Origin of the sequence: Mucilaginibacter sp., assembly GCF_039921305.1 — a bacterium.
GTDB lineage: Bacteria > Bacteroidota > Bacteroidia > Sphingobacteriales > Sphingobacteriaceae > Mucilaginibacter.
The window spans coordinates 41785-66208 of record NZ_JBDSCA010000046.1 but is presented as its reverse complement, the minus strand read 5'-3'; the positions used below and the strand labels follow the sequence as shown (position 1 = coordinate 66208).

At 41.5% G+C, this 24424-nt stretch carries 20 protein-coding genes, 2 tRNA genes and 1 rRNA gene; 10 read left to right on the top strand and 13 right to left on the bottom strand.

Translation table 11 applies throughout. The features are described 5' to 3' along the window. Window positions 1–8: 8 nt before the first annotated feature. Window positions 9–120, top strand: a 5S ribosomal RNA gene (gene rrf / locus ABIN91_RS14380). Between the two features lie 168 nt (window positions 121–288). Here the strand turns inward: rrf and ABIN91_RS14375 are convergent. The 6 genes from ABIN91_RS14375 to ABIN91_RS14350 all read right to left on the bottom strand — a co-directional run bounded on the left by ABIN91_RS14375 (window position 289) and on the right by ABIN91_RS14350 (window position 8677). Continuing rightward, window positions 289–1161 carry an aldose 1-epimerase family protein gene (locus ABIN91_RS14375; RefSeq protein ID WP_348051900.1) on the bottom strand — a complete coding sequence of 291 codons (873 nt, stop codon included), beginning with the start codon at window positions 1159–1161 and terminating at the stop codon, window positions 289–291. A 90-nt stretch (window positions 1162–1251) separates the two neighbouring features. Beyond that, window positions 1252–3696 carry a bifunctional YncE family protein/alkaline phosphatase family protein gene (locus tag ABIN91_RS14370; RefSeq protein WP_348051898.1) on the bottom strand — a complete coding sequence of 815 codons (2445 nt, stop codon included), beginning with the start codon at window positions 3694–3696 and terminating at the stop codon, window positions 1252–1254. An 81-nt stretch (window positions 3697–3777) separates the two neighbouring features. Then, the gene (gene msrA, locus ABIN91_RS14365) at window positions 3778–4323 is read right to left on the bottom strand and encodes a peptide-methionine (S)-S-oxide reductase MsrA (protein ID WP_348051896.1); all 546 of its coding nucleotides are present in this window, start codon (window positions 4321–4323) and stop codon (window positions 3778–3780) included. Between the two features lie 90 nt (window positions 4324–4413). Beyond that, window positions 4414–6933, bottom strand: coding sequence for a glycosyl hydrolase 115 family protein (locus tag ABIN91_RS14360; protein WP_348051895.1), 2520 nt, complete (start codon window positions 6931–6933; stop codon window positions 4414–4416). 64 nt (window positions 6934–6997) lie between these two features. Beyond that, a complete protein-coding gene (locus ABIN91_RS14355; protein ID WP_348051893.1) occupies window positions 6998–8341 on the bottom strand; it encodes an APC family permease in 1344 nt (447 codons plus the stop codon). A 42-nt stretch (window positions 8342–8383) separates the two neighbouring features. Then, window positions 8384–8677: an antibiotic biosynthesis monooxygenase gene (locus ABIN91_RS14350; protein ID WP_348051891.1), complete on the bottom strand. Its 294-nt coding sequence runs from the start codon at window positions 8675–8677 to the stop codon at window positions 8384–8386. Window positions 8678–8987: 310 nt separating this feature from the next. Between ABIN91_RS14350 and ABIN91_RS14345 the strand changes: the two genes are divergently transcribed. Further along, window positions 8988–9887, top strand: a complete 900-nt coding sequence (locus ABIN91_RS14345; protein WP_348051890.1) for a cation diffusion facilitator family transporter — start codon at window positions 8988–8990, stop codon at window positions 9885–9887. Window positions 9888–10306: 419 nt separating this feature from the next. On the opposite strand, the gene ABIN91_RS14340 is transcribed toward ABIN91_RS14345, so the two are convergent. From ABIN91_RS14340 to ABIN91_RS14330, 3 genes are all read right to left on the bottom strand, one after another. Further along, complete coding sequence (locus ABIN91_RS14340; RefSeq protein WP_348051888.1) at window positions 10307–11044, bottom strand: hypothetical protein; 738 nt, start codon at window positions 11042–11044, stop codon at window positions 10307–10309. A 247-nt stretch (window positions 11045–11291) separates the two neighbouring features. Then, a tRNA-Leu gene (locus ABIN91_RS14335) sits at window positions 11292–11375 on the bottom strand. A 106-nt stretch (window positions 11376–11481) separates the two neighbouring features. After that, a tRNA-Leu gene (locus ABIN91_RS14330) sits at window positions 11482–11565 on the bottom strand. Between the two features lie 151 nt (window positions 11566–11716). Between ABIN91_RS14330 and ABIN91_RS14325 the strand changes: the two genes are divergently transcribed. After that, window positions 11717–12142 carry a DUF2147 domain-containing protein gene (locus ABIN91_RS14325; RefSeq protein WP_348051886.1) on the top strand — a complete coding sequence of 142 codons (426 nt, stop codon included), beginning with the start codon at window positions 11717–11719 and terminating at the stop codon, window positions 12140–12142. Continuing rightward, complete coding sequence (locus ABIN91_RS14320; RefSeq protein ID WP_348051884.1) at window positions 12139–13209, top strand: YCF48-related protein; 1071 nt, start codon at window positions 12139–12141, stop codon at window positions 13207–13209. The genes ABIN91_RS14325 and ABIN91_RS14320 overlap by 4 nt, the downstream gene beginning before the upstream one ends. Before the next feature lie 66 nt (window positions 13210–13275). Here ABIN91_RS14320 and ABIN91_RS14315 read toward each other — a convergent pair whose 3' ends face one another. The 3 genes from ABIN91_RS14315 to ABIN91_RS14305 form a co-directional block, all read right to left on the bottom strand. Next, window positions 13276–14958, bottom strand: a complete 1683-nt coding sequence (locus tag ABIN91_RS14315) for a beta-xylosidase (protein WP_348051883.1) — start codon at window positions 14956–14958, stop codon at window positions 13276–13278. 71 nt (window positions 14959–15029) lie between these two features. Continuing rightward, on the bottom strand, window positions 15030–15512 hold the full coding sequence (locus tag ABIN91_RS14310; RefSeq protein ID WP_348051882.1) for a hypothetical protein: 483 nt from the start codon (window positions 15510–15512) through the stop codon (window positions 15030–15032). 3 nt (window positions 15513–15515) lie between these two features. Continuing rightward, window positions 15516–15680, bottom strand: a complete 165-nt coding sequence (locus tag ABIN91_RS14305) for a hypothetical protein (protein WP_348051880.1) — start codon at window positions 15678–15680, stop codon at window positions 15516–15518. Window positions 15681–15822: 142 nt separating this feature from the next. Between ABIN91_RS14305 and ABIN91_RS14300 the strand changes: the two genes are divergently transcribed. The 3 genes from ABIN91_RS14300 to ABIN91_RS14290 all read left to right on the top strand — a co-directional run bounded on the left by ABIN91_RS14300 (window position 15823) and on the right by ABIN91_RS14290 (window position 20545). Beyond that, complete coding sequence (locus ABIN91_RS14300; protein WP_348051877.1) at window positions 15823–15996, top strand: DUF3606 domain-containing protein; 174 nt, start codon at window positions 15823–15825, stop codon at window positions 15994–15996. A gap of 10 nt (window positions 15997–16006) precedes the next feature. Beyond that, window positions 16007–18727 carry a DNA ligase D gene (gene ligD / locus ABIN91_RS14295; RefSeq protein ID WP_348051875.1) on the top strand — a complete coding sequence of 907 codons (2721 nt, stop codon included), beginning with the start codon at window positions 16007–16009 and terminating at the stop codon, window positions 18725–18727. A 963-nt stretch (window positions 18728–19690) separates the two neighbouring features. Then, window positions 19691–20545, top strand: a complete 855-nt coding sequence (locus tag ABIN91_RS14290) for an N-acetylglucosamine kinase (protein WP_348051873.1) — start codon at window positions 19691–19693, stop codon at window positions 20543–20545. An 81-nt stretch (window positions 20546–20626) separates the two neighbouring features. Here the strand turns inward: ABIN91_RS14290 and ABIN91_RS14285 are convergent, their stop codons facing one another. Next, window positions 20627–21322 carry an NUDIX domain-containing protein gene (locus ABIN91_RS14285; protein ID WP_348051871.1) on the bottom strand — a complete coding sequence of 232 codons (696 nt, stop codon included), beginning with the start codon at window positions 21320–21322 and terminating at the stop codon, window positions 20627–20629. Window positions 21323–21447: 125 nt separating this feature from the next. Between ABIN91_RS14285 and pfkA the strand changes: the two genes are divergently transcribed. From pfkA to gap, 3 genes are read left to right on the top strand one after another with little or no spacing between them, the layout of a single operon-like run. Then, the gene (gene pfkA, locus ABIN91_RS14280) at window positions 21448–22428 is read left to right on the top strand and encodes a 6-phosphofructokinase (protein WP_348051870.1); all 981 of its coding nucleotides are present in this window, start codon (window positions 21448–21450) and stop codon (window positions 22426–22428) included. A gap of 4 nt (window positions 22429–22432) precedes the next feature. Beyond that, window positions 22433–23281 carry a hypothetical protein gene (locus ABIN91_RS14275; RefSeq protein ID WP_348051869.1) on the top strand — a complete coding sequence of 283 codons (849 nt, stop codon included), beginning with the start codon at window positions 22433–22435 and terminating at the stop codon, window positions 23279–23281. Window positions 23282–23289: 8 nt separating this feature from the next. Further along, window positions 23290–24285 (top strand): type I glyceraldehyde-3-phosphate dehydrogenase, encoded by a 996-nt coding sequence (gene gap / locus ABIN91_RS14270; RefSeq protein ID WP_348051868.1) that lies wholly within the window; start codon window positions 23290–23292, stop codon window positions 24283–24285. Window positions 24286–24424 lie beyond the last annotated feature (139 nt).

Sequence of the window (24424 nt, the reverse complement as noted above, 5' to 3'; positions counted from 1 at the left end):
AAAATCATTCAGGTGCCTATATCGGCGGTGTCTACCTCTTCCCATTCCGAACAGAGAAGTCAAGCCCGCCAGAGCCGATGGTACTGCGGTAAAACGTGGGAGAGTAGGTCGGTGCCCAATCTTAAAGAAGCCCGTAACGAAAGTTATGGGCTTTCTTTGTTTATAAAGAGTTTTTATAAGAGTGGTACTCTTATTTTGAAAGGAGTTCGTAGGAAACTATGAAGATGATACAAACGAGAAAGAGCCTGCTTAAATATTAAGCAGGCTCTTTCTCGTTTGTAAAGGTTATTAATAACTGGTTGTGATGAAAAACTCAGCTTCAAAAACATGCCCGTGATCTACATGCTGAATGGCTTCCTTTTGTTTAATATCAGTAACAATACCTTCTGTATCAGAATATCCTAACCAAGGCTCAATACATACAAAATCGGCGCCACTTTTTGCCCAAATACCCATATGATTGAAGTGAGGATATTGAACTGTTAATGATTTATCATGCTTATCACTCTTAATTGTGATCTCGCGCGATTTGATATTTTTAAATACTAAAGCATCATTCGCGAAAAGTTCTTTAGTTAATCTGAGCTTTTTCTTGTTTAATACCACTGGTTCAGTTCTCCCCGAAAGGTTACCATCTGGTGATATCGTATGCGTTTCTAATTTTTCATCCTGCTCAAACTCCAGGTAATAATCTTCATATTTCTCTCCGGGAAAGAATGGCACATTAAAAGCGGGATGACCGCCTACCGAAAAGTAGATCGTTTTTTTATCGTGGTTAATAACCTTATAGCATACACGTAAAGCATTCTCAATCAAAGTATAAATAATCTGGAATTCAAACTTGTATGGATAAACCTCTAAAGTTTTTTCGCTGAAGGGTAAAGAAAATTTAGCATGTTTATCGCTCGCTTCAATCAATTGGAAGGTAGAAGTACGTGTAAAACCATGCCTTGCAATAGGATAGGATACACCATCAATATTTAATTGATTATTCACTGTGCCACCAACTACCGGAAACAGGTTAGGCGCATGCCAAGGCCATATTTCCGGATCAGCTTGCCACAGATGTTCTGTTTTATCGGTTTTGTTGTAGATAGAAGTTAGCTCGGCGCCTTGTGGCCTAATGCTCACTTTAAAATACTTATTCTCAATAGTAGTCATAATAGTTACGGATGGTTTACTTAGTAAAGATACAATTCTGCAAAGGCAAAAAAGTTTTCTTTTTATATATAAATCATCCGCAAGCTACAATTAATCATCATCGTCCTTTTTCTTTTTCTCCAATAAAACAAATGCGCTGCGCTTTGGAGAGGGCATCACAGAGTTTTCACCCTTAACATATTTCCATATTACCTCGTTCAAATCCAGATCAGGTATGGCATCTTCTTTAGCAAAATTAAACTGCTCAGATCGTTTGCTGCTTTCATTAACAGCCACATTGCGTTTTTCTAAATCAACAATATTTGGTTTAGAAACGAATGGTGTTAAATCTGGTGTGTTATTAAAGCAATCGTAAAGAGGTATAGCTGCTGCATCATATTGGCTCATCGGCGGTAAGCCCAATATCAGTTCAATCGTTCGCAACACACCGGAAGTGGAGTACATTTGATGAATAACGGCATTGCGCTTTACATAGCCGCCAGCCACAAAAACAGGGGAACGGTGCGCATCAATATGGTCTGGGCCATTCTGTGCATCATCTTCCAACACAAATACAACCGATTCTTTCCATATAGGGCTCTTCGATAAATGTTCTATCATTTTGCCCACTGCCAGGTCATTATCAGCTACAGCGGCGTCGGGGGCTATTTTGCCCTTCTTTTGTCCGCTGGTATGATCGTTAGAAATGCGTAATGTATTAAATTGTGGTACTGCATTCTTAGTCAGCAACGAATCAAAATCATGCTCCCAAACCTGCTCCCGAACCTGATCTGGAATATCCAGATTAAAACCTGGTGCCTGTACACACACATGTCCTTTTAATGATTTTAAACTGGTTTTACCATAGTCAGCAAACTCGCCATATGTGCGGTAGCTAATTCCAGCGCGTTTGCAGTAATCCCAAATAAAACCATTTTTAGGATAGGCAATTTTTCGGGTGCCTTCAAAATCATATGTACCGCCACGTCCTCCGTAGCTTGTTGGCCAGGTTTTTTCAACAAAATCATTGGCGTAAGCTGCAGTACTCCAATTATGCCCATCGGCGCTAACTTCGGCATCTACGTAAAAATTATCCATCAAAACAAACTGGCTGGCAATACTATGCAGGTTAGGCGTTACTTTTTTGCCGAATATACATAACGTAGTGTCGCCATTGCCTTGAGGTACATCGCCTAAAACCTGGTCGTAAGTGCGGTTCTCTTTAATGATATAAAAAACGTGTTTTATGGGAGATTTTTGACCTGCTTTTGTTGGGATAGGGTTACCAATTAATCCATCGGCTTTTAATTCTTTTTTATCGGTAAACGGCGTATTGGCATAAACCTGTTTGGTATAAGTTTTTAAAAGTTCGGGCTTGGGCTCATCAATAATGGATAGCTGCCCCCAAAATAACCCAGCAATATATTGTGAATCTTTTTTAGGAGTTGATCCTTTCTGATAACCACTATTATCCCTTATCAGAGGCTGTGGACCTTTGGGGTTAGCCATAGAAGTATACCCTTTGCCATTAGCTACCAGTATTTTATTACCTAAAGTTTTAACACCAGTTGGGTACCAACCAACCGGAATAAAGCCTAAACTATGGCTACTGCCAATTGTGCTTACATCAAAAACGGCAAGGCAATTGTTATCTGCATTGGCTATATATAGTGTTTTTTCATCTGCAGATAAGGCCAGGCCATTAGTTGTTGAGCCGGTAAGTTTAGTTGGGTATAATGTAGTGGAAAAGGTTTCGATCACCTTATTTGTAGTGGTACTAATAACCGAAACCGAATTATCATTGGCATTAGCTACAAATAAATGAGTGCCTTTTTTATTCAGCAGTATTTCGTTAGGATGGTTTTCTGTAGTGACGCTGCCACTTAATTCGCCTTTTTCTATATCGTAAATAACTACCTTATCGCTGCCCCATATAGAAATATAGAGTTTTTTTTCATCGGGCGAAAAAATGCAGCTGTAAGCCTCAGCATTCAGCTTTAATTCTTTCAGGATGCTTTTGCTTTTAAGATCGATAACATACAGTGTGTTATTTTCTTTCGTTACAGTGTATAGCTTTTCGCTTTTATGGTCAACGGCTATTCCTGTAGGGCAAATTTTCCCCTTTGGCCAAGGTAAGCCTAATTTAATGGTATCGGCCGAACCAAACTTGGTACCATTGATATTGAGGACTAATATCCAGTTATCATTACCTCCTGATACATACAGCTTTTTTTCATCACCACTAAAGGCTAAACCATACCATGATTTACCTACAATCTTTGTATCAAGCAAGGTTTCACTTTTAGGATCGATCAACTGCACGCTCTGTACGCTTTGGCCATTATTATTAACAGCCAATAGTTTGCCACTTGCAGATAACTGCATATTTAAAGGCAGATCGCCTAATGGAATAGAATTGCGCCCAGCCGGGCTTAATTTCCATCCGTTTGGCAACAATACTTGCTCTGTATGCGCTATTTTACCCGGTAACTGGGCAAATGTAAAGTGGGATATTAATATCGCTAAAATGAGGGTAGATAACTTGTTTAGTTTCATGAGTCAGTGTAATGCTTATCAAAAATAGGCAAATCCTGTTCAGCATCCACACACTTAACAAAAACTTAATCTAAGTTGGTATTAAAGGTATTCTTCTTTCATTTTTTCGCCAAACTCTTTGGCAAACTTGTTCATTTTAGGTTGGATAACAAACATACAATAAGGCTTCATTTTATTGCCTTGATAATAGTTTTGATGATATCCTTCAGCTACATAAAACTCGCTTGCCGGGGTAATTTCGGTTACAATGGGTTTATCAAAAACGTTCTCTTCAGTTAGTTTCTGAATTAAGGCTTGCGCCTGATCCTTTTGCTCTTCCGAATAATAGAATATTGCCGAGCGGTATTGCGTACCCACATCATTCCCCTGGCGGTTTAACGTTGTTGGGTTATGAGTTTTGAAAAATATAACCAGTAATTCTTCGTACGATGTTATATCGGCATCAAATTCGATATGGATCACTTCGGCATAACCGGTATCACCATTGCACACCTCTATATAAGTAGGGTTGGGCTTATCGCCACCCATATATCCCGACTCCACTTTTTGAACGCCTTTTATACTTTGAAATATGGCTTCTGTACACCAGAAACAACCATTACCGAATGTTGCCTTTTGAATATTCATAATCTATCTACAAAGATAATCTCATTTTGATTGAATAATGTTACCCTATTGTAATCAAAAGCCAAGCATCTGCTTTGTCAGAGTTCCTCTTTAAGGTGCTAGGGGACTTACCTCAATCTGGCTCAAAACCAAACTCGGATCCAGTAAATAGATCCTAACCTTACCCTCACCGTTTTTACTACCCTGGTGTGTAGTTTGCCCAACAGAGTAGCCACGCAATACGTTAGCACCCCAAACTTTACTATCAGCCGGCGAGTCTACATTAATTACCTGCGGTTCATCACCATTAACCGATATGGCATAATGCAAGCCAAAGCCTCTATACAACCTGAATGTTGGTAAGCACTTTACAGTGATACTATTATTACCATCGCTTAAATCAACTTTGTAATCCAGGTAAGGAGAAGCTTTAATGTTATCCATATAGCTTTTTTGCACTATTGGCATTACAGTAACTGCTTTACCATTAATGCCTAAACCTTGTATGGTTTCAATATTAGTACCTGCAACTTCATGTTTAGCCACATACTGATCGGCGGTTATGGTGAACTTTGGTGGTAAAGGCAACGCTATTGCAGCCAGTTGGTCTTTTGATTTTTCGGGTGTCACTGTTTGATCCGTTGGAAGAAATGGCCTCTTAAATGCTTTTTGGTCACGTGGATGATCGCTCATAATGCCATTCCATTTTCCGCCTGCAATAACCTCGTTGTACTGCTTTGTTAAGCTTCCAATTTCATTGAATGCATTGGTTGCCTTTTGTGAGTATGGTAATGACGCACTTGAAAAAGTATTATTTACCATTTTTAAACTCTTTTTTGCATATAATATCTTCTCATTCATTAAACAAGCCCCGCTAACCGGATACAGTATGAGTTCAAAATAAGCATCCTGCAAAGCAGCAGGTATCTTAATCTTTAAATCTTCCGCTTCTTTCCTCAGCTTCTGATAATCAGTCAATCGTTGGTTCATTTCTGCTTCAGTAAACTGTACGGCATCCATATGCTCAGGTTTAGCAGCATTGGCTAAATGGTAATACTCATGTTTAATATGAGCAATGGCATCCGCATACTCAGCGCCAAAGGTTTCAGTGGCCCAGGCTTTAGGGTAATCGTAAGCCTTTTCGGGAGTCCAGCTCTTAATATCCCAGGCTAAATCCATACTGAATTGTGTTTCCATCTCAGCAGGTTTTAAATCGCCTACATTAAATATCCAGATTTTATCTGCGCCAAATTGATAAGCCTTGCTCATCTCGTACGATATCAGCGAAGGAGAGTTTGATTCTAACCACAAATAATCCTTAGGTGCACCCCAGTACGATAAATGGTAATAAACCCCACTGCCGCCACTACGTTTCTGCTCGCTTGCATCAGATACCTGCCTCACATAACCATGATTATCATCCGCCCAAACAATGGTGATATCTTCGGGTAGTTTCATATTCATCTGGTACAGATCTAAAACCTCCTTATAAGGGCAAAATAATTGAGGAATATTATCGGCCGGTTTAGCAATGTTTTTAGATAACAGTTCTCTTTGATCGGCTATCACAGTTTCCAAAAGCTTAACTTTCTCAGGCTTTGATTTAGGGCCTGGCATACTGCCATCATGAATGCCACGCATCCCAACCGTATAAACCGCATCTATCTTTGCCGATGCCTTGGCACGCACATCCCAAAAATTATAGATCTGTGCCTTGTTCACATCATAGCGCCATTCTCCCGGTTTTTGGCCAAATTCGTTCTCGTAATTATCGGCCCACTCAAATACGTTATCCCGCAAAATGGGTTCGCAATGGCTGGCGCCTAATACAATAGCGTATTTATCGGCTACTATCGGGTTTTCTTTGTAATACCAAAAGGCTTTAGTACATGGGTGCATGGCCGGCCAAATATAGTTGGCCTTTAGGCGAAGCAGCAATTCAAAAATGCGGGCATAGGTATTGGGGCCAATATCCTTAATGTCTTTATCCATGTTTTTAGCGGCCCAGGGTTGCATGCCCCAATCTTCATCGTTAATAAATATTCCCCTGAATTTTACCGACGGTGGCCCGATAATGCTATTTCCCGGAGTAATGTAGATCTCGTCATGATGCTTGGGTGTAACATCCGCCCACCAGTTTAAGGGCGATACACCCATCATCCGCGAAAGCTCAAAAAAGCCAAAAGCGGTACCACGGCGGTCGCTACCGAAAATTACCAAAGCCTGTTTAACATTAGGTAAAGGGTTATTCACTACCGAAATGTTGAACGTTTCCCACTTACCCTTCACAGCATCGGCATTAACTTTCTTATCGCGGATCAGCTGATCTATAATTTTAGATTGCCCGATAGTGCCCGCAATAACCGGGTAAGCAATTGCTGGTGCCGAAGTTTGAATAACAGGCAATATGCCTGTAACCATCTGCACATCCTTACGGAAACAATTAGCCGCTATCTGCACTACCTCGGCATCGTTAATATCGGTATATATAGTAGTGGTTTGCTTTCCCCTAATCAACGGGAACGCACCAGCCGAGCCTGTATTGCTTACCGTTATTTTGCTTTGCGCGATGCCTTGTAACGCAGCACCAACTAATAAAACACAAGAAATGGCCTTTTTGAGAAATAACATTCGGGTATAATTTGGTAGGTTAAATATAGGGTATTGCAAAATACTGCCCATCATGCACTATCTGTTAAACATCGTTATGTGCTGCCTTTTTCAGTTCAGGCTTCCGCCAGATGATGATCTGCCACAGCACCTCAGCGGATATCATAATACCTAAAGCATACAGTAGCGGCTTCAAAGTTTCTTCGGATTGCAATACCGCGCCTGCAACCGCAACGCCAAACACACCCATCGGGAACATTACCATCACAAACAAGCCAAACACATTTAAAGGTATCTTAAACGGCCGGTGCGCATTTGGGGCTTTGATTCTTAGTACGATCAAACTGATAAACTCCAAAGCCAAACCTGCCCCATACAAGGTCACATCCATAATCAATAGCTCTTTAAACGATAGGATGATCATCATACTTACCACCACCGAGCATACCAGGATACTCACATACGGCGAATTATATTTAGGATGCAAAGCCTCTAACTTTTTAGGCATCAAGCCATCATCAGCCATCACTTTAGGCACGCGCGAAACCGATAGCAGCACCGCCGAATACAACCCAAGTACGCAAGCCATGCCACCTGCCGATAGCAGGCAACCCAACCAGTTACCTCCAATATACAAACCCAAAAACGGGAAGCCTTTATCAGTAATAGCATCCAAACTCATACCCGATTGTATGGCCGTTAGCACCGTGAAAAAGTATACCGCTATAACAGCAACAAAGGTGATTAAGGTAGCCTTTAGGTAGCTTTTAATAGGATTACTTACCTCACCGGCGTAGGTTGTGGCATTATCCCAACCCAAAAAGTTCCACATCACAACATACAACCCCATACCAACAGACGAAAAGCCAATACCCTTAAGCGACAAAGCCGGAACCTCGTAAGGCCCCGCATGTTGCATAAAACCAGCAATGGCCAACGCCGCAAACGGCACAATAACCATCGAACTCAGCACAGCCGATACCTTACCCACCGGCACAATACCCAATATATTAACCAACGCCGACGACCAGATGATGAACAGGCAGATAGGTACCTTATAAGTTTCCGCCTCCGGAAAAAAATAGGCCGCATAGGTAATAAACAAAACAGGATAGATAGCCAGATCAACAAAGGTATATAGCCAGGTAAGCCAGCCTTCGTAAAAAGCCATACGCATACCCAGCGCACGTTTAACCCATTGGTAATAGCCGCCGTTAACAGGCATCATACTGTTTAATTCAAACACGGTAAGTATCGCCGGAATATCCCATAATATAGGTGTAATGAGCAACAATACCAATGCCCCGTTTTTACCCGCATAACCCAGCAAGGGCTCTAAACCATAGGGGCCGCCCGATACTGTAAAAAATATAACCGCCGCAAGCGGTATCAGTTTAAGTTTTTTAAGTGATGGTTGGGCAGATGGCATATTGGCCTAAAATACTAATAAAGCCATCATCAGGCAATAGCTTTACTTAGAAGCCAGTACATCAATTGACTGTATAAGTAGTGGCTTGGCCAGTAATTCAGCAGCTTTAGCCATCAAAGCTTCGGCAATTGGCCCGCTTAAATGTGTTTGACGGTCTTGTTCGTTGCCAAACGTATCATAAATACCAAAAGTGTTGGCGTTAATTTTAAACACATACCAGGTTAGGGTACCAGGTTCATTTTGAGCTAAGGGTAAGGCGCTTTTTAAAAAGGCTTCAACTTCTGCTTCCTTACCCGGTTTTGCTTCAAGCGTAACTAACAATCCTAAGTTTTTCATGGTTACTGTGTTTGGTATTTGGCTTACATACGTTTATACAATCATCCTGGTGTTTTGTTTATTATATGCGTGCCTATAACGTGATCATCACCTCGCAACCGCGAGGCGGCCAGGTAACCATATCCATACAGGATTTTGGCATCGGCATCGAAAAAAAACCAGCTCGATAAACCCTTTGATCGCTTTTACCGTGTAAATAGGCTCAACCTTCTTCTTTAGATTACCATTAGAATAAAATCCGAAATCGAAAAACGGATATCCGAAATTAAGAACTCTTAAATCAAAAGTCCAATTACTATGTTATACCGGCATGCAATCATCTAAAGGCTTCCTTTACATTTCATTAATTGCCGATATCCTTATTGCTATTTCAAAGTTTACAGCCGCGGCTTTTACAGGTAGTTCATCTATGCGGGCCGAAGGTATTCACTCCGTAATTGATGCCGGCAGCCAACTCATGCTGATTTGGGGCGTTCGTTCAAGCCGTAAGCAGGCCGATGCTGAAAGGCCATTTGGCTACGGTCGCGAGCTGTACTTCTGGTCGTTCATGGTATCGCTCGTTATTTTTATACTGGGCGGTTGCATCTCCTTTTACCAGGGCCTACAGCATTTTCAGCATCCCGAAGCTATTGATCATCCCGGTTGGAATTATATCGTATTGTCCACTTCCTTTGTCTTTACTGCCATAGCACTCAACAGCGCGCTCAAAGCATTCAACAAACAACGTGGCGATATGCCCTTTTGGGAAGCAATTAATAAAAGTAAAGATCCCTCAACCTTTATTGCCCTGCTGGGCGATGTTGGCGATGTACTCGGATTATTGATAGCCTTTGTGGGCGTATTTCTCGGTCACCAATTCAATAACCCACACTATGATGGCATAGCCTCCATGCTTATTGGAGTGATGATGATATTGATCTCGATGGTACTCGTTCGTGAAAGCAAAAGCCTGCTCATGGGCGAAACGCCAAGCCGTAAACATATGCGTACGGTAATGGCTTTGGTAGAGAGTGATCCCGATATTATCAGGGTAAAAAAACACCGCTCTATATACCTCGCGCCCGAAGAGATCCTTTTACAGATCAACGCAATCTTCGCCAACGATCTTACCACTCATCAAATAACCGATGCTATCCAGCGCATCACCAAAACCATCCAAAAGCAATTCCCCCGTATCAAGCAGATCGTGATTGAACCGGTAGCCGCTTAGGGGGGATTAAGGGGGATTTTAAAACAACCTATGAAATCTCCGGGTACATATTTTATTATCATTTTCGCAATCATCTTACCTAACCGGGGGGGATTTATGGAGGATTTTCAAGTGGTTTCTAAATCCAGATTATCAAACTCGCAATCAAATAAAGCTTAATAACTATAATCATTTAAGCAATCGAAATAACAAAATACCCGTAGGTAAATGTGATGTTTTAAAAGCTTCCGGCTTTTAGCTTCAAGCTTAATGAGGTTTACCTCTCATTACCTACAAGGTACGAAAAATTGCTGAAATTTAAAAGAAATATTGTGTGCTCATTGAGAAGAGATCCCAAATACTCAGTATAAAGCGGCAGTCTAAATTAAAAATAAGAAAGGCCCCAAACGGAACCCTTCTTATTTTTAATCGGTCAATAATTATGATTTTGCGGTGCTGCCAGTTAAAAGGTTAACCACATAGGCCGTTCCGTTTATTACTACGCTGGCCTGGTTATTACCGGTAAAGGCAATAGTACCGTTAAAATTGAACGCGCCCTTATCACTGGAGCCGCTTAAAGTAAAGGCAGCATTGCCTGATGCAATAGTACCCCCGGTTTTAGGTATAGTAAGGCTGCTTAAAATAATATCAACATTACTACTGCCTTTATTCATATTGCCCGTTTTTTGCGTAAAGCTACCGGCACGTTTATACTCGCCGCTAAGGGTATAGGCAATAGTGTTTGGCGCGAGTCCGCCCACGGTAAAGGTAGAAGTACCCGAGTCGTTGCTGCTCAGGTTCGGCCCGTCGAATGATCCTGTACTATTCGCTGTGCTGCTAACATTATCGGGTATGTTATTAACACAGTTAAGCGTGTAGGTATAATTAAATGCATAGCTGTAAGTAACCGATGATCCTTGTGGATTTTGACGGCTGAAGCTATAGGTTTTAGTGCCACCACAACCCGGATTGGCGTTAAAGGTAAGTTGCGCGTTAAGCGTAACATCCGCTGATACACTGACCATACCACCCGAGTTTGACGACATGGAATTGGCCATTATAGTAGCCGCGTCATCGGTAGATATGGATGCTGTAGTATCATTGTTTGTTTTAGAACATGCGCCCATTGCAAAAAGTAATACTATGGCAGGTACTTTAATAAAATTCATTGTTTTCATGTTATATAGTTTAAATACAATTAACCAATTGCAAAAACCGTGCAAGTTTCCTGATAAGTACCAAAGATGTGCCCGAAGAGAGACTCGAACGCTCAGGAGTCGTTAGCTTGCGTTAGCGGTAGTAGTGGAAAGTCCGGAGTGAGCTATCGGTGAATGCGGGCCTGTAACGACCGCCTGCCGGCTGGCTGGCTGGGATAGCGCGGCCGAAGGCAACGCCCAATAAATATAAAAAAGTAATTTGAGATTGTGCCCAGGAGCAGATTCGAACTGCCACACCCTTACGAGTGCCACCCCCTCAAGATGGTGCGTCTACCAATTTCGCCACCTGGGCTTTTCACTCGGTCAATTAGTTGGTTGGTTCATTAGTTGATTGGTGTTTATTCGCAAGCGATAAGACTAATCAACCAATAAACAAATCAACCAATGAACTAACAGCGTGCCCGAAGAGAGACTCGAACTCTCAAGAGACAATTCTCAACGGCTTCTGAGACCGCAACGTTTACCAATTTCGCCATCCGGGCATTACAACCAATATTTAGCTTTCGGCCTTATATCGGGCTGCAAATATAATTTTTTAATGCTTGTGTTCAAATAAATATAAACTTGCTAAAGTTTGCTATTGCTGTACATAACGAGTAATTTAGTTTTACCAATTAATAAAACCAATAAGCTATGAAAAAGTTAATATTGATGATGCTGTTTGTAGCAGTATCTGTAAGTGCAATGGCACAAGCCGGCGATGCTATTATAGGTAAATGGGCCAACGCATCCGGAGAGGATCATATTTATATTTATAAAAAAGGGGATAAATATTTTGGTAAATTAGGTTGGATCAAGTTTCCGGATAAGAACGGTAAACCAAAAGTAGACGAGAATAATCCCGACCCGGCACAAAAAACACGCCCGGTTTTAAATTTGGAACTATTAAAGAATTTTACCTTTGATGGCGATAAATACACCGATGGAACTATATACGACCCAAAAAGCGGGAAAACATATAGCTGTAAAATGACCATTGGGGGCAATACTCTAAAGATACGCGGTTATATAGGCATATCTTTATTCGGGCGCACCGAAGTGTGGACAAAAGTTAAATGATAAAAACACTTATAAAGTTATTATGCATTGTTGTATTGATCTCCTTTACGGGGATCAATACCGCATTGGCACAAAAAGTTACAGTACTACAGCAGGGCAGGGCAACCAGCCTGAGGGGGCTATCCGTTGTAAGCGATAAAATAGCTTGGGTTAGTGGCAGCAAGGGCCACGTGGCCAGCACCAAAGATGGTGGCCGAACGTGGAACTGGCAGCAGGTTAAAGGTTTTGAAACTTCGGATTTTAGAGACATTGAAGCCTTTTCGGCTAAAGAAGCCGTTATTATGAGTTCCGGCACCCCGGCGCTTATCCTCAAAACAATAGATGGTGGTTTGTCCTGGCAGTTAAAATACCATAACCGCGATACTTCCGTTTTTTTTGATGCCATGGATTTTAAAAGCAAATACGGCTGCGTCATGGGCGACCCGATCAACGGGCACTTTGTTATCTTCGAAACCTTTGATATGGGCACAACCTGGAAACAGCGCGATATTACCAAAACACCCACAGGCCGTTCCGGCGAAGCCGCCTTTGCCGCAAGCGGTACATGCTTCATCATTAACAAAAGCGGGTTATTGAACAATAACCAATTAATGATGGTATCGGGCGGCAGCTACTCTAATTTAATATTCGCCCTCTCCACCGATAAAAAATGGGTGCAGCAAGCCTTGCCTGTTACGCACGGCATATCAAGTGCGGGCGCGTTCTCGGTAGCTGCCGATGGTAAGCACTGGGTAGTGGTAGGCGGCGATTACACGCACGATCAGCGCACCGATTCAACCGCCTGTTGGTCTGATAACGCAGGCAAAACCTGGAAGATCTCCAAAACAACACCAGGTTTCCAATCCTGTGTCGAGTACATCAGCGGCAGTAAATATCTCTCAACCGGCACATCGGGCACCTGGTATTCTAAAGATGGCGGCACCACCTGGGCCAAAATTGATGCCAATAGCTTTAACGTTTGCAGCAAAGCCAAAAGTGGCAAACTGGTATTAATGGTAGGTAATAATGGCCGCATAGGTACCTACACTCCGCCAAAAGAATACCTCATCCCTTATATCAAGATATAATTGCCAGCGGAGGTAACGTTATAATTGATAGCGTAAGCATTGTCACAATACCAAACTTATTACCTATCACCAATTCAACTTCAACAAAGCAACTCCCTGCCTTGGCAAAATCAAACGGATAACAGCATCTTTTTTAGGTATTTCCAACTTTTGATTGCCATTAACCGTCTCCAGCATACCTGCCTTTTCTAATTGACCTATCTGCGCGGCAGTAGGGTTTTGTGGCGATCCCATTTTTTTCCATACCTCGTAGCTATTACTATGTTCGTTATCAATTCTATATTGGGTAACTTTAAGCGTATGCGATGGTATGCCGCTAATGTTCACTACTATTGTTTCGCCTGCATTCTGTTTATCCTCGTCGTGATAGTTCCACAACATCACCGCTGCCGAGCTTTTATCCCTTGATGCCAGCACACCAACATCAGTAGTTTTTCTGATGCCCGAATCAAGCACACTTTTAAGCGTATACATTCTTTGGCTTTTAGCTTCAACACGGTTCCCTTTCATCATCCCAAACATCCGGAAAACGTTCAACACAGGCTTATCAACCCCATTGGTAGCCAGATCTCTAAAGCCCGCGAACCAGGGCTGGTCTTCAAACTCAAACGACCATGATACCGCGCCTATTAAATTTAAACCATAATTATCCATCAGTTCATACTTCCGCGCGAACGACGCCGCCGTATAGCTCGAATACATAGTACCATTGCGATAAGCATTCTCCGGATTGGTGCTCATGCCACAGGCAGCGCAACCCTCCGGGTCAGATTCTCCGATAATAATAGGCACATTCTTTAACTCCGGGAACGAACGGATCACTTTAAAATGCCCGTCAATATTACTCAACTGGTTCCTGATACCCATTGTAACCACACCATTCACCACTTTCGGCGACCCTTTGGCATGGAACAATATCGCATCCATGGGGGTGCCCACTTTACCTGTAACATAATTGGTATCCTTCAAACAATGATTAATAAAATCTCTTAACCATTTGGTAGCGCCGCCGGTAACATTGCAACCACCAATACGGGCGGTGGGTAAGGCGCGTTTTACACCATCAACGGCGTAATCATACAGTTTAAAAAATTCGGCCTCGGTACCTTTCCAGTAAGCGCCGTTGGGTTCGTTCCAAACTTCCCAATACCAGCTTTCAACCTCCTTTTTTCCGTACCGGGCAACACAATGTTTTACCCATTGGTAGCAAAGCTCATCCCATTTTTTATAATCCTTCGGCGGGTAGGCCCAGCCGGTTTCAATAACTTTGTATTCCATCCCCGGTTTCCAGTAATGGCGATAGGGTTCAGGGTGAGTTGACAAGGCCTCTGGCATAAAGCCTATCTGCGCCAGCGGTTTCATGCCGCGCTTTACGTAGGTATCAAATATACTATCCACAATGTGGTAATTGTAAATAGGGTTCCCCTTAGCATCCTCGGTATAAATATTGGTCGATCCCCATTTTAAAGCCGCCTTACCATCGCCACTGGTTAACAAATTATGCGCCCTAACATAAACCGGAACGGGGCTTAAAGCTGATATTTCGCTCAACAGCTTTTTACCATCCTTCATGTAGGTAAAATTGGGCTCATCATAACCAAACCATGCCCATATTGGTTTCATGGGGGCAATAGGTTTATTCAGGTCAACCTGAACATTAATGGGCACTACCTCTTTGCGCTGGGCAAAAGCGGTAACATTAAGCGCTGCAACAAGTATCAGCAAATAAAAGCGGATATATCTGGTCATGGTTTATTAATTGTTAGGTTTACAATTATAGGCTAAGATAGTAAATCTTTGCTTTTGGATGTTTGCCAGATTTACTCGGACTTATCTCTTAATTTGCGTATCTGCTCAAGAGCTAAAACATCAATCTGATCTTTAGCCCGATTGACCACTTTTTTATTTTCAATAAGTTGGTTAATATGTAAAAATGGAATATTAATACCATCAATATCCGCAACAGATGCCATAGATAAGCATTCATCAAAGCTGTAACCTTCAAGCCCTTTCATGTCTATCAATATATCTAATCTAAGGTTATTCGTTAAATGAAAGTCTGTCCAGCCCGGTATAAACTGCATGGTTTCAACCATTGGATAATCGCCTATACCACAGCTAATAAAGCATTGCCGTAATTTTTGTCTATTCTGTAACGTATCCTTAAGCCATATATCCAAATCACCAGTGAAGCGCTGATAGCCATGTAAGTTAATAGCATAGCCACCAACTAAAATATACTGCACCTGATGCTCATGCAGTGCTTTCCAAAAATTTAATATTTCCTCATCAAAAATATCCACAGCTTATTTGGCAATAAACGGTTTATGAACAACAGAGGCCTTATTCATAGTTTGCTGTATCTTATATAATCGGGTAGCCATCTCAAAGCGTTCTTTATAAGTTCGTTTTAAACCTTCTTTTAAAAGTTCTAATTCAGCTTCATCAAAAGTGCTTTTTGTCGTTTTCATATGGCAATGTCTTGATCGCTACACATACAAATATACATAAACCATCACAATATCAATGTTTACTCATCCATGTCTAATTATTCCCCATTAAAACCTTTCCCCATCATTCAATGTTTACTATTAATTAAAACTATTGAATAATATGAATAACGTTACACAAACCGGAAGTATTGATAACGATAACATCAACATCCACGAATATTACGAAGTTGAACACTGGACCAAAGAGTTGCATACCAATATTGAAGTATTAAAAGATGCCGTTGAGCATGTAGGAACATCTATAGAAGATATTAAAAAGTACCTGAACAGATAAACATACCGCCATGAGCCTGGAAAAATATGTAGAGAAGCGCGATTTTACCAAAACCGCCGAACCTAAAGCTGGCAGGAGTAAGGATAAAGACAAACTCATGTTCGTGATACAAAAGCACGATGCATCACGGCTGCATTACGATTTCAGGCTCGAAATGGAGGGCGTATTAAAAAGCTGGGCAGTACCCAAGGGCCCATCAACAGATCCGCAAACCAAGCGCCTGGCCATGATGGTTGAAGATCACCCGTTCGATTACCGGAATTTTGAAGGTATCATTCCCGAAGGTGAATACGGTGGCGGAACAGTAATAGTTTGGGACGAAGGAACCTACGAACCCATTGAAGAGATCAAAGGTAAAAAGGCCCAGGAAAAACACCTGCTGCAACAACTTAAAGCAGGCTCGTTAAAAATAAAGCTCCATGGCGAAAAACTGGAAGGGGAGTACGCTTTAGTTAAAACCCACGGCATGGGCGAAAACGGCTGGCTGCTCATTAAACATAAAGACGATTTTGCATCTAAAACGGATATTACCAAAAAAGACAAATCCGTACTTTCTGGTAAAACCATCGCAACAATGGAAAAAACCAGCGAAAAGGTTTGGCAGCACGGTCACGAAGAGGATGTAGAAAAACCAAAGAAAGGCAGTAAAAAAAAACTCCCTGAATTAGGAGATGAGGTAGAAGAGCAGGAAGAAAAGCAGGAAAACATTGACGTAGATGCTTTGCTGAAAAAAGCAAAAAAATCAGCTTTTCCAAAAGGTATCAAACCCATGCTGGCCATCTTAGTTGATGAGCCCTTTGACGACCCTGATTGGGTTTACGAAGTAAAGTGGGATGGTTACCGTGCCCTCGGCTTTATCAATAAAGGCGAGGTTGAACTGCTATCCCGAAACAATAAGGGCTTTAACGATAAGTTTTACCCCATTCACAAAGCGCTTCAACAATGGGAGATCAACGCCGTAGTTGATGGCGAGATACTGGTGCTGAACGATAAAGGCGTGTCCAATTTTGGCGATCTGCAAAACTGGCGCAGCGAGGCCGATGGCGAATTGGTATATTATATATTCGATTTACTTTGGTACGATGGCAAAAACCTGATGGACCTGCCGCTCATCCAACGCCAGGCTATCCTCAAAGAAATACTTCCGGCAGATAATGATAACATCCGCGTAAGCCAGGTATTCAATGCCAGCGGTACCGAATTTTTCGCCGCCGCGGAACGGATGGGTTTAGAGGGTATCATCGCCAAAAAGGCAAGAAGTACCTACTCGCCCGATCTGCGTTCCAAAGAATGGCTCAAAATTAAAGTGAACAAACGGCAGGAAGTAATTATAGCAGGTTTTACCAAAAACGAAGATACCCCAAAACAATTTAGCTCCTTGTTATTAGGGGTTTATGAAGATGGTACGCTTCAATACGTTGGTAAAGTTGGCACCGGTTTTAATGATAAGGTACAAAAAGAAATGATGGCGCAATTCAAGCCATTAATTACCGATAAAAGCCCTTTCAATACCGTTCCCGATGTGAATAAGCCATCGCGTTTCCGGCCTAATCCGCCCAAAGCGAAAGCCACATGGCTAAAACCCGAACTGGTTTGCGAGGTTGCCTTTAGCGAGGTAACCAGCGATGGCGTATTCCGCCACCCCTCATTCCAGGGTATGCGTATTGATAAAAAGGCTAAAGACGTGGTACGGGAAACTGAATTACAAACCGAAGATATTGTAGAGGACAAACCGGAGCAAAAGCCCGATAAACATACAGCCGCAATTAAGCCACCGAAAGAAAAGGAACGCAAAACCTTGCTCAACCCCAAAGAAGAAACACAGGTTAAAAAGATTTGCGGTCACGATCTTAAATTTACCAACCTCAGTAAAATTTACTGGCCCGAAGATGGCGTTACCAAACGCGATATGTTCAATTACTATTACCAGGTGGCCGAATACATTTTGCCCTATCTGAAAGATCGCCCCATGTCGCTCAATCGTTTTCCGGGAGGTATTCATGGTCCGAGTTTTTATCAAAAGGATGTTAAGGGAAAAGCGCCCGATTGGATCACCAAAACATTTCCATACACTACCAGCGATGGTGAGCATAAAGAGTATTTAGTAGGAAGCGACGAAGCGGTGCTGCTATGGATGGCATCCCTGGGTTGTATTGAAATGAATCCCTGGTTCAGCCGTGTTCAATCACCAGATAATCCGGATTATTGTGTGATCGATCTTGATCCCGACAAAAACACCTTTGATCAGGTGATAGAAGCCGCGCTTGAAGTTAAAAAAGTGTTAGATGCCATCGGCGTAACATCGTACTGCAAAACATCAGGTTCAACTGGTATGCACATTTATATCCCGCTTGGCGCCAGGTATGATTATGATCAGTCGCAAATGTTCGCCCGTATCATCGTCAATATTGTACACAAGCAACTTCCGGATTATACCAGCCTTGAGCGAATGGTGGCTAACCGCAAAGGCAAAATGTACCTCGATTTTTTACAGAACCGCCCCGGTGCAACCATAGCCGGCCCATACTCATTACGCCCCAAAGTGGGTGCAACCGTATCTATGCCGCTCCATTGGGACGAGGTAAAACCGGGCCTCACCATGAAACATTTCACCATCTTCAACTCGATAGACAGGCTTAAAACCGAAGGCGACTTGTTTAAAGGTGTATTGGGTAAAGGTATTGATCTGGAAACAACCATCAACAAAGCCAAAAGTATATTTGATATCTGATTTGTAAAATGCCCTCAACTGTAGTATCCAGCTTTGAGTATAACAAGGTATCTTCCGTACTTCGGTTTGTGTTCCTTTCGGGAAGTGTTTACGAATATTGGGATGTGCCTGAGTCTGTTTACCTTGAAATGAGAGCCTCCGGCTCAAAGGGGGCATACCATAGCCAACACAAGCTTTTTGGGTATAGACAAGGATAAAAGATACATTTACTTTTCGGCTTACAACCAACTGCCAAAGCCTCACAAATAATCCTGTCTTTTGGCATGACGGATACTTTACAAACTGCCACAAACTAAAAAGGTACATGAGTTACTCACGTACCGTGCTATTTAGTAGCGAAAATGTTTTCGTTCATCGGCACGATAAATGCCAAAACAAATGTTAACTGCTACTAGTATTATGATTAACTCTACCATCAGTTCTCCCTCCCTTATTAGTGTTTATATACAGCATAAACGACAGAAAAGTAATTTAGTTTATAGCCCGGAACACAATAAGCAATTGCAGTCATTTTTTTGAAATGTGAAAATATCATTAAGAATGTTAATTATTAAGCAAAGTTTTAACTGATTTAAATGTTGTAACTGCCTTTTGCATTAAAGGCATCTAATTGTTACGAATAAGTTAATTTTTTAATTACTGCTATGTAGCAGCTTTGTGACATTCGGTTTACACTTTTACTCGCAAACGAAGATTTTTAAGGTGGGTTTTAAATGGGTAAACCAAATAAGCAACACAATATTTATGTTGAGTAGCAAATTATACTTTCTTTTTAATTAATAAATGTATAATTAACATTTTTTAACTTATTATTTGATAATCAATAAGTTAGCCAGTTAAGTATTTGGTGCGATACCATCTAATAAAATAATGATAATTTCATGTTAAAATAAATCACCTAAGTGTTTCTTTTACACTTTGTAAAAGCATACTTTTAAGGCCAATATTAAACTGTAAAATCATATGATCATCATTGCCGACGGTGGCTCAACTAAAACAAACTGGTGCCTGGTCACCGATGAACAAAAAAAGATTTATTTTAATACCGAAGGGTATAACCCATACTTCGTTAGCGAAGCTTATATCATTAACTCGTTAAAGGAAGGTTTACCAACCGATTTACAGATTGATAAAATTACCGAGGTTAATTACTACGGTGCAGGTTGCTCTGTTGATGATAAAAAGAAAATTGTGCAAGGTGCCATGCAGGCCGTTTTCACCAATGCCAAAGTTAATATAGGGCATGATCTGCTGGCTGCCGCGCGTGCTGTATTAGGTACTAACGAAGGCTTTGCAGCCATATTAGGTACAGGTACCAATACCTGTTTATATAACGGAAAAGAGATCACCCATAATATAGATTCGTTAGCTTATATTTTAGGCGATGAAGGCAGCGGTTGCTACATTGGCAAAAAACTACTGGGCGATTATGTTCGCGGTTACATGCCCGAAGCTGTTCGCGAATTGTTTTGGGAAACCTACAAGCTTACGCCAGATGAAGTGATTGATATAGTTTACACTAAGCCTTTGGCTAATCGCTTTTGTGCGGGCTTTAGTAAGTTTGTTTACGATAACACGGTTAATATAGAATACTCACGTAACCTGGTAAAAAGCTCGTTCAATGATTTTTTCCGCAACCTGGTAACGCATTATCCCGATTATCAAAAATATACCTTTAACTGTATCGGTTCGGTTGGCTACAACTTCCGCAATGTGCTCGAAGAAGTTGTAAAAGAAAACGGGATGACGATGGGTAACATCATCCGTTCACCAATAGATAACCTGGTGAAATACCACATGGAAGTTTCTTTCAAGTAAAATATACGCCACATAAAAAAAGCGATAAGTTAACTTATCGCTTTTTTTATGTGATCTAAATTCCTACTTTCCGCCTTCTTACTAATTATCCGGTGTCAAATCGTTCTGGAATATCTTAAAATATTTGCGTCTGTCAAACTTATACAGCTTGGCAGCCCGGTATGATACACCTTTCTGCTTCTCATCCAGTTCCTTCAAAAAGCCATAGCTCAACATCTTTTTACGGAAGTTACGCTTGTCCAACTTCTTATTCAATATCGCTTCGTAAAGCAATTGTAACTGGGTAAGGGTAAATTTCTCTGGCAATAATTCAAATGCTATGGGCTGATAAGCCAGCCTGCGTCGCAGTTTTTGAATGCTGGTTTCAAAAATCTCACTATGGTCATAAGCCAGCTTAGGTAAATCATTTACCGAGCGCCATGCCGCGTTCTTGGCATATTTAGTAACCGGCTTAACCTCTTTTTGTCCAATTATCCTAATCAGGGCATAATAAGCAACCGTAATAACCCGGCCTAAAGGGTGTCTTTTTACCGCGCCAAACGTATGAAACTGTTCCATATGCATATCACGTAAGCCGGTAAGTTCGTATAAAATACGGGTAGCTGCGTCCTCTATGCTTTCGTCCGCTTCAACCAGGTTGCCGGGTAGCGCCCACCAATCCTTAAACGGATCTTCGTTACGTTCAATTAATAAAACTTTCAGCTCGCCGGCTTCAAATCCAAAAATCACGCAATCAATAGAAAATGCCGAATCAAACTTAGGTAACAGTGGTTCCAAATGATCTATAGTTTATAATTAAGGATAAATATAGAGCTTATTCCATTAAAAAAAATAAAAAAATAATTTAGTTAGTGTAAAAAATACACAGTATATTCGCGTCTCCTTAATAACCTATGCCACTCATGCAGAATATTAGAAAAATAGCTGTCTTAACTTCCGGAGGGGATGCTCCCGGAATGAACCCTTGCATCCGTGCAGTGGTACGTACAGCAATTTTCAATGGTAAGCAAGCTGTGGGCGTAATGAAAGGTTACCAGGGCCTTATTGATAACGATATGTTTGATATGGACAGGCGCTCGGTAAGTAATACACTTCACCTTGGCGGCACCATATTGAAAACCGCGCGTTGCATGCCTTTTAAAACCGAGGAAGGCCAGGCCCTAGCTTATAAAAACCTAAAAGACCAGGAAATTGACGCCTTGGTTTGCATAGGTGGCGATGGTACTTTTACCGGTGCTCTCCGTTTCTCAAAAAACTATCCGGATATTGCCGTAATAGGTGTACCCGGAACCATTGATAACGACCTTTATGGATCTGATTATACTTTAGGTTTTGATACCGCTACCAATACCGTTATCGAAGCTTTGGATAAAATACGCGATACCGCCGATTCGCACGACCGTTTGTTTTTTGTGGAAGTGATGGGTCGCGATTCCGGCTGCATAGCTTTACGCGCCGGTATAGCTGGTGGTGCCGAAGCTATTATGTTGCCCGAAACCGAAACTGCTTTGGATGATCTGATCCGTGATCTGGAAGGTTCACCCAACAAATCATCAAGCATTGTGATTGTGGCAGAGGGAGATAAGCATGGCGGCGCTTACGATATCGCCAAAATTGTTAAAGACAGAATTAAATCATATCATACTAAAGTTACTATATTAGGCCACCTGCAACGTGGGGGAAGCCCGAGCGCTTTTGATCGCATATTAGGTAGCCGGATGGGCTTTGCAGCAGTTAACGCGCTGCTAAGAGGAGAGAGCCGCAAAATGGTTGGCCTCAGAGGGAATTCAATCGTTTTAACTGATCTGGAAGAAGCGCTAACCAACCATGAGTTTAAACTGGAAGACGATTTGATGCAAATGATGAAAGTATTATCAATATAATTAAATGATAGCAGTAGTATATAGCGGTTCAAATTTTGCTGATTGGCGCCTCGCCATTAAGGATAAAACCGTTGCTACTTTTAAAACCCAGGGTATTAACCCTTACCTTAACGACGAGAAATTCATCCTCCAGTTACTCAATAAAAACATTAATCTGATCCATCACGCCGAAGAGATCAAAAAGATCTACTTCTTTACCGCTGGTGCATCATCTCCCGCAAGGCAAAAAATTGTGACCGACGGGCTATCCGCCTTTTTCAAAAATGCCAAGGTATTTGTTGAACACGATGTATTGGGCGCGGCAATAGCCACCTGTAAAGAAAAAAAAGGCATAGTTTGCATTTTAGGCAGTGGCAGTAATGCCGCTTTTTATGACGGTAAAAAGATAAAATCAAATAATTACGGTTTAGGCTATGTATTGGCCGATGAAGGCTCGGCAAACTGGCTTGGCCGCATGCTTTTGAAGGATTACATGAACGAAACCCTGCCCGATAACATAACAAAAAAGTTTACCAAACGTTATGATTACGATAGGAAACAGATATTAGAGAAAGTGTATCGTAACCCGTATCCGGCTTTATTCCTCACATCGTTCACCGAATTTTTTACGGAAAACATGGACGAGGTTTATATCAAAAATACCATTAAAACCGGTTTCAAAAAGTTCATCACTACTTACGTTAATCCCTTGCTAAAAGATAACCCGAATACCCCGGTATATTTTCTGGGTACAATTTCGGCAGCCTTTCAGGATAACTTGATCGAAACAGCATCAGAGCTTAACATTAACATCAGTAACATTATAAAAGAACCTATCAATAACTTATTAAAATACTATTCAAATAAAAATTAGAAAAAATCATGAAAATAGGAATTAACGGATTTGGCCGTATTGGTCGTTTAGCTTTTAGAGCAGCCATTGAAAGAGCCGATATTGAAGTAGTAGGTATCAACGATTTGGTTGAGCCGGATTATATGGCTTACATGTTGAAATACGATTCAACTCACGGTCAGTTCAAAGGTACCATCGCTGTAGAAGGCGGCCATTTAGTTGTTAACGGTAAAACAATCCGTGTTACTGCAGAAAAAGATCCTGCAAACTTAAAATGGGGCGAAGTTGGCGCCGAAGTAATTATCGAATCAACAGGCTTGTTCTTGTCTAAAGATACCGCACAAAAACACATCGACGCAGGTGCTAAAAAAGTAGTATTAAGCGCGCCAGCTAAAGATGACACCCCTACATTTGTAATGGGCGTTAACCATAAATTATTAAAAGCTACCGATACCATCGTATCAAATGCTTCATGTACAACTAACTGCTTGGCCCCAATTGCTAAGGTATTGAACGATGCTTTTGGTATAGAAGAAGGCTTAATGAGCACAATTCACGCTGTAACTGCAACTCAAAAAACAGTAGATAGCCCATCGGCTAAAGACTGGAGAGGTGGCCGCGGTGCTTACCAAAATATCATCCCATCATCAACAGGAGCTGCTAAAGCGGTAACCTTGGTTATCCCTGAGTTAAAAGGTAAATTAACAGGTATGTCGTTCCGTGTTCCGGTTGCCGATGTTTCTGTAGTTGATTTAACTGTACGTTTGAAAAAAGCGGCTACTTACGAGCAGATTAAACAAGCCATGAAAGATGCTTCTGAAGGCGAATTGAAAGGCATTTTAGGTTATACCGAAGATGATGTAGTATCCGAAGATTTTAAAGGTGATGCACGTACTTCAATCTTTGACGCCAAAGCTGGTATCGCGTTGAATGATAACTTTGTAAAAGTAGTATCATGGTACGATAACGAGTGGGGTTACTCAAACAAACTGATCGACATGGTTCAGGAAGTTGGTAAGCTTTAATTAGCTACCCATATTCATATTGCAAAGCCGGTTGATAGCCGGCTTTGCTGTTTTATGGGTTTATTTATTGATCCAATAACACATCACGACGTCATCACCATTGGCGAAGAAAATCTTACGGACTCCTCGTCTTTTACAG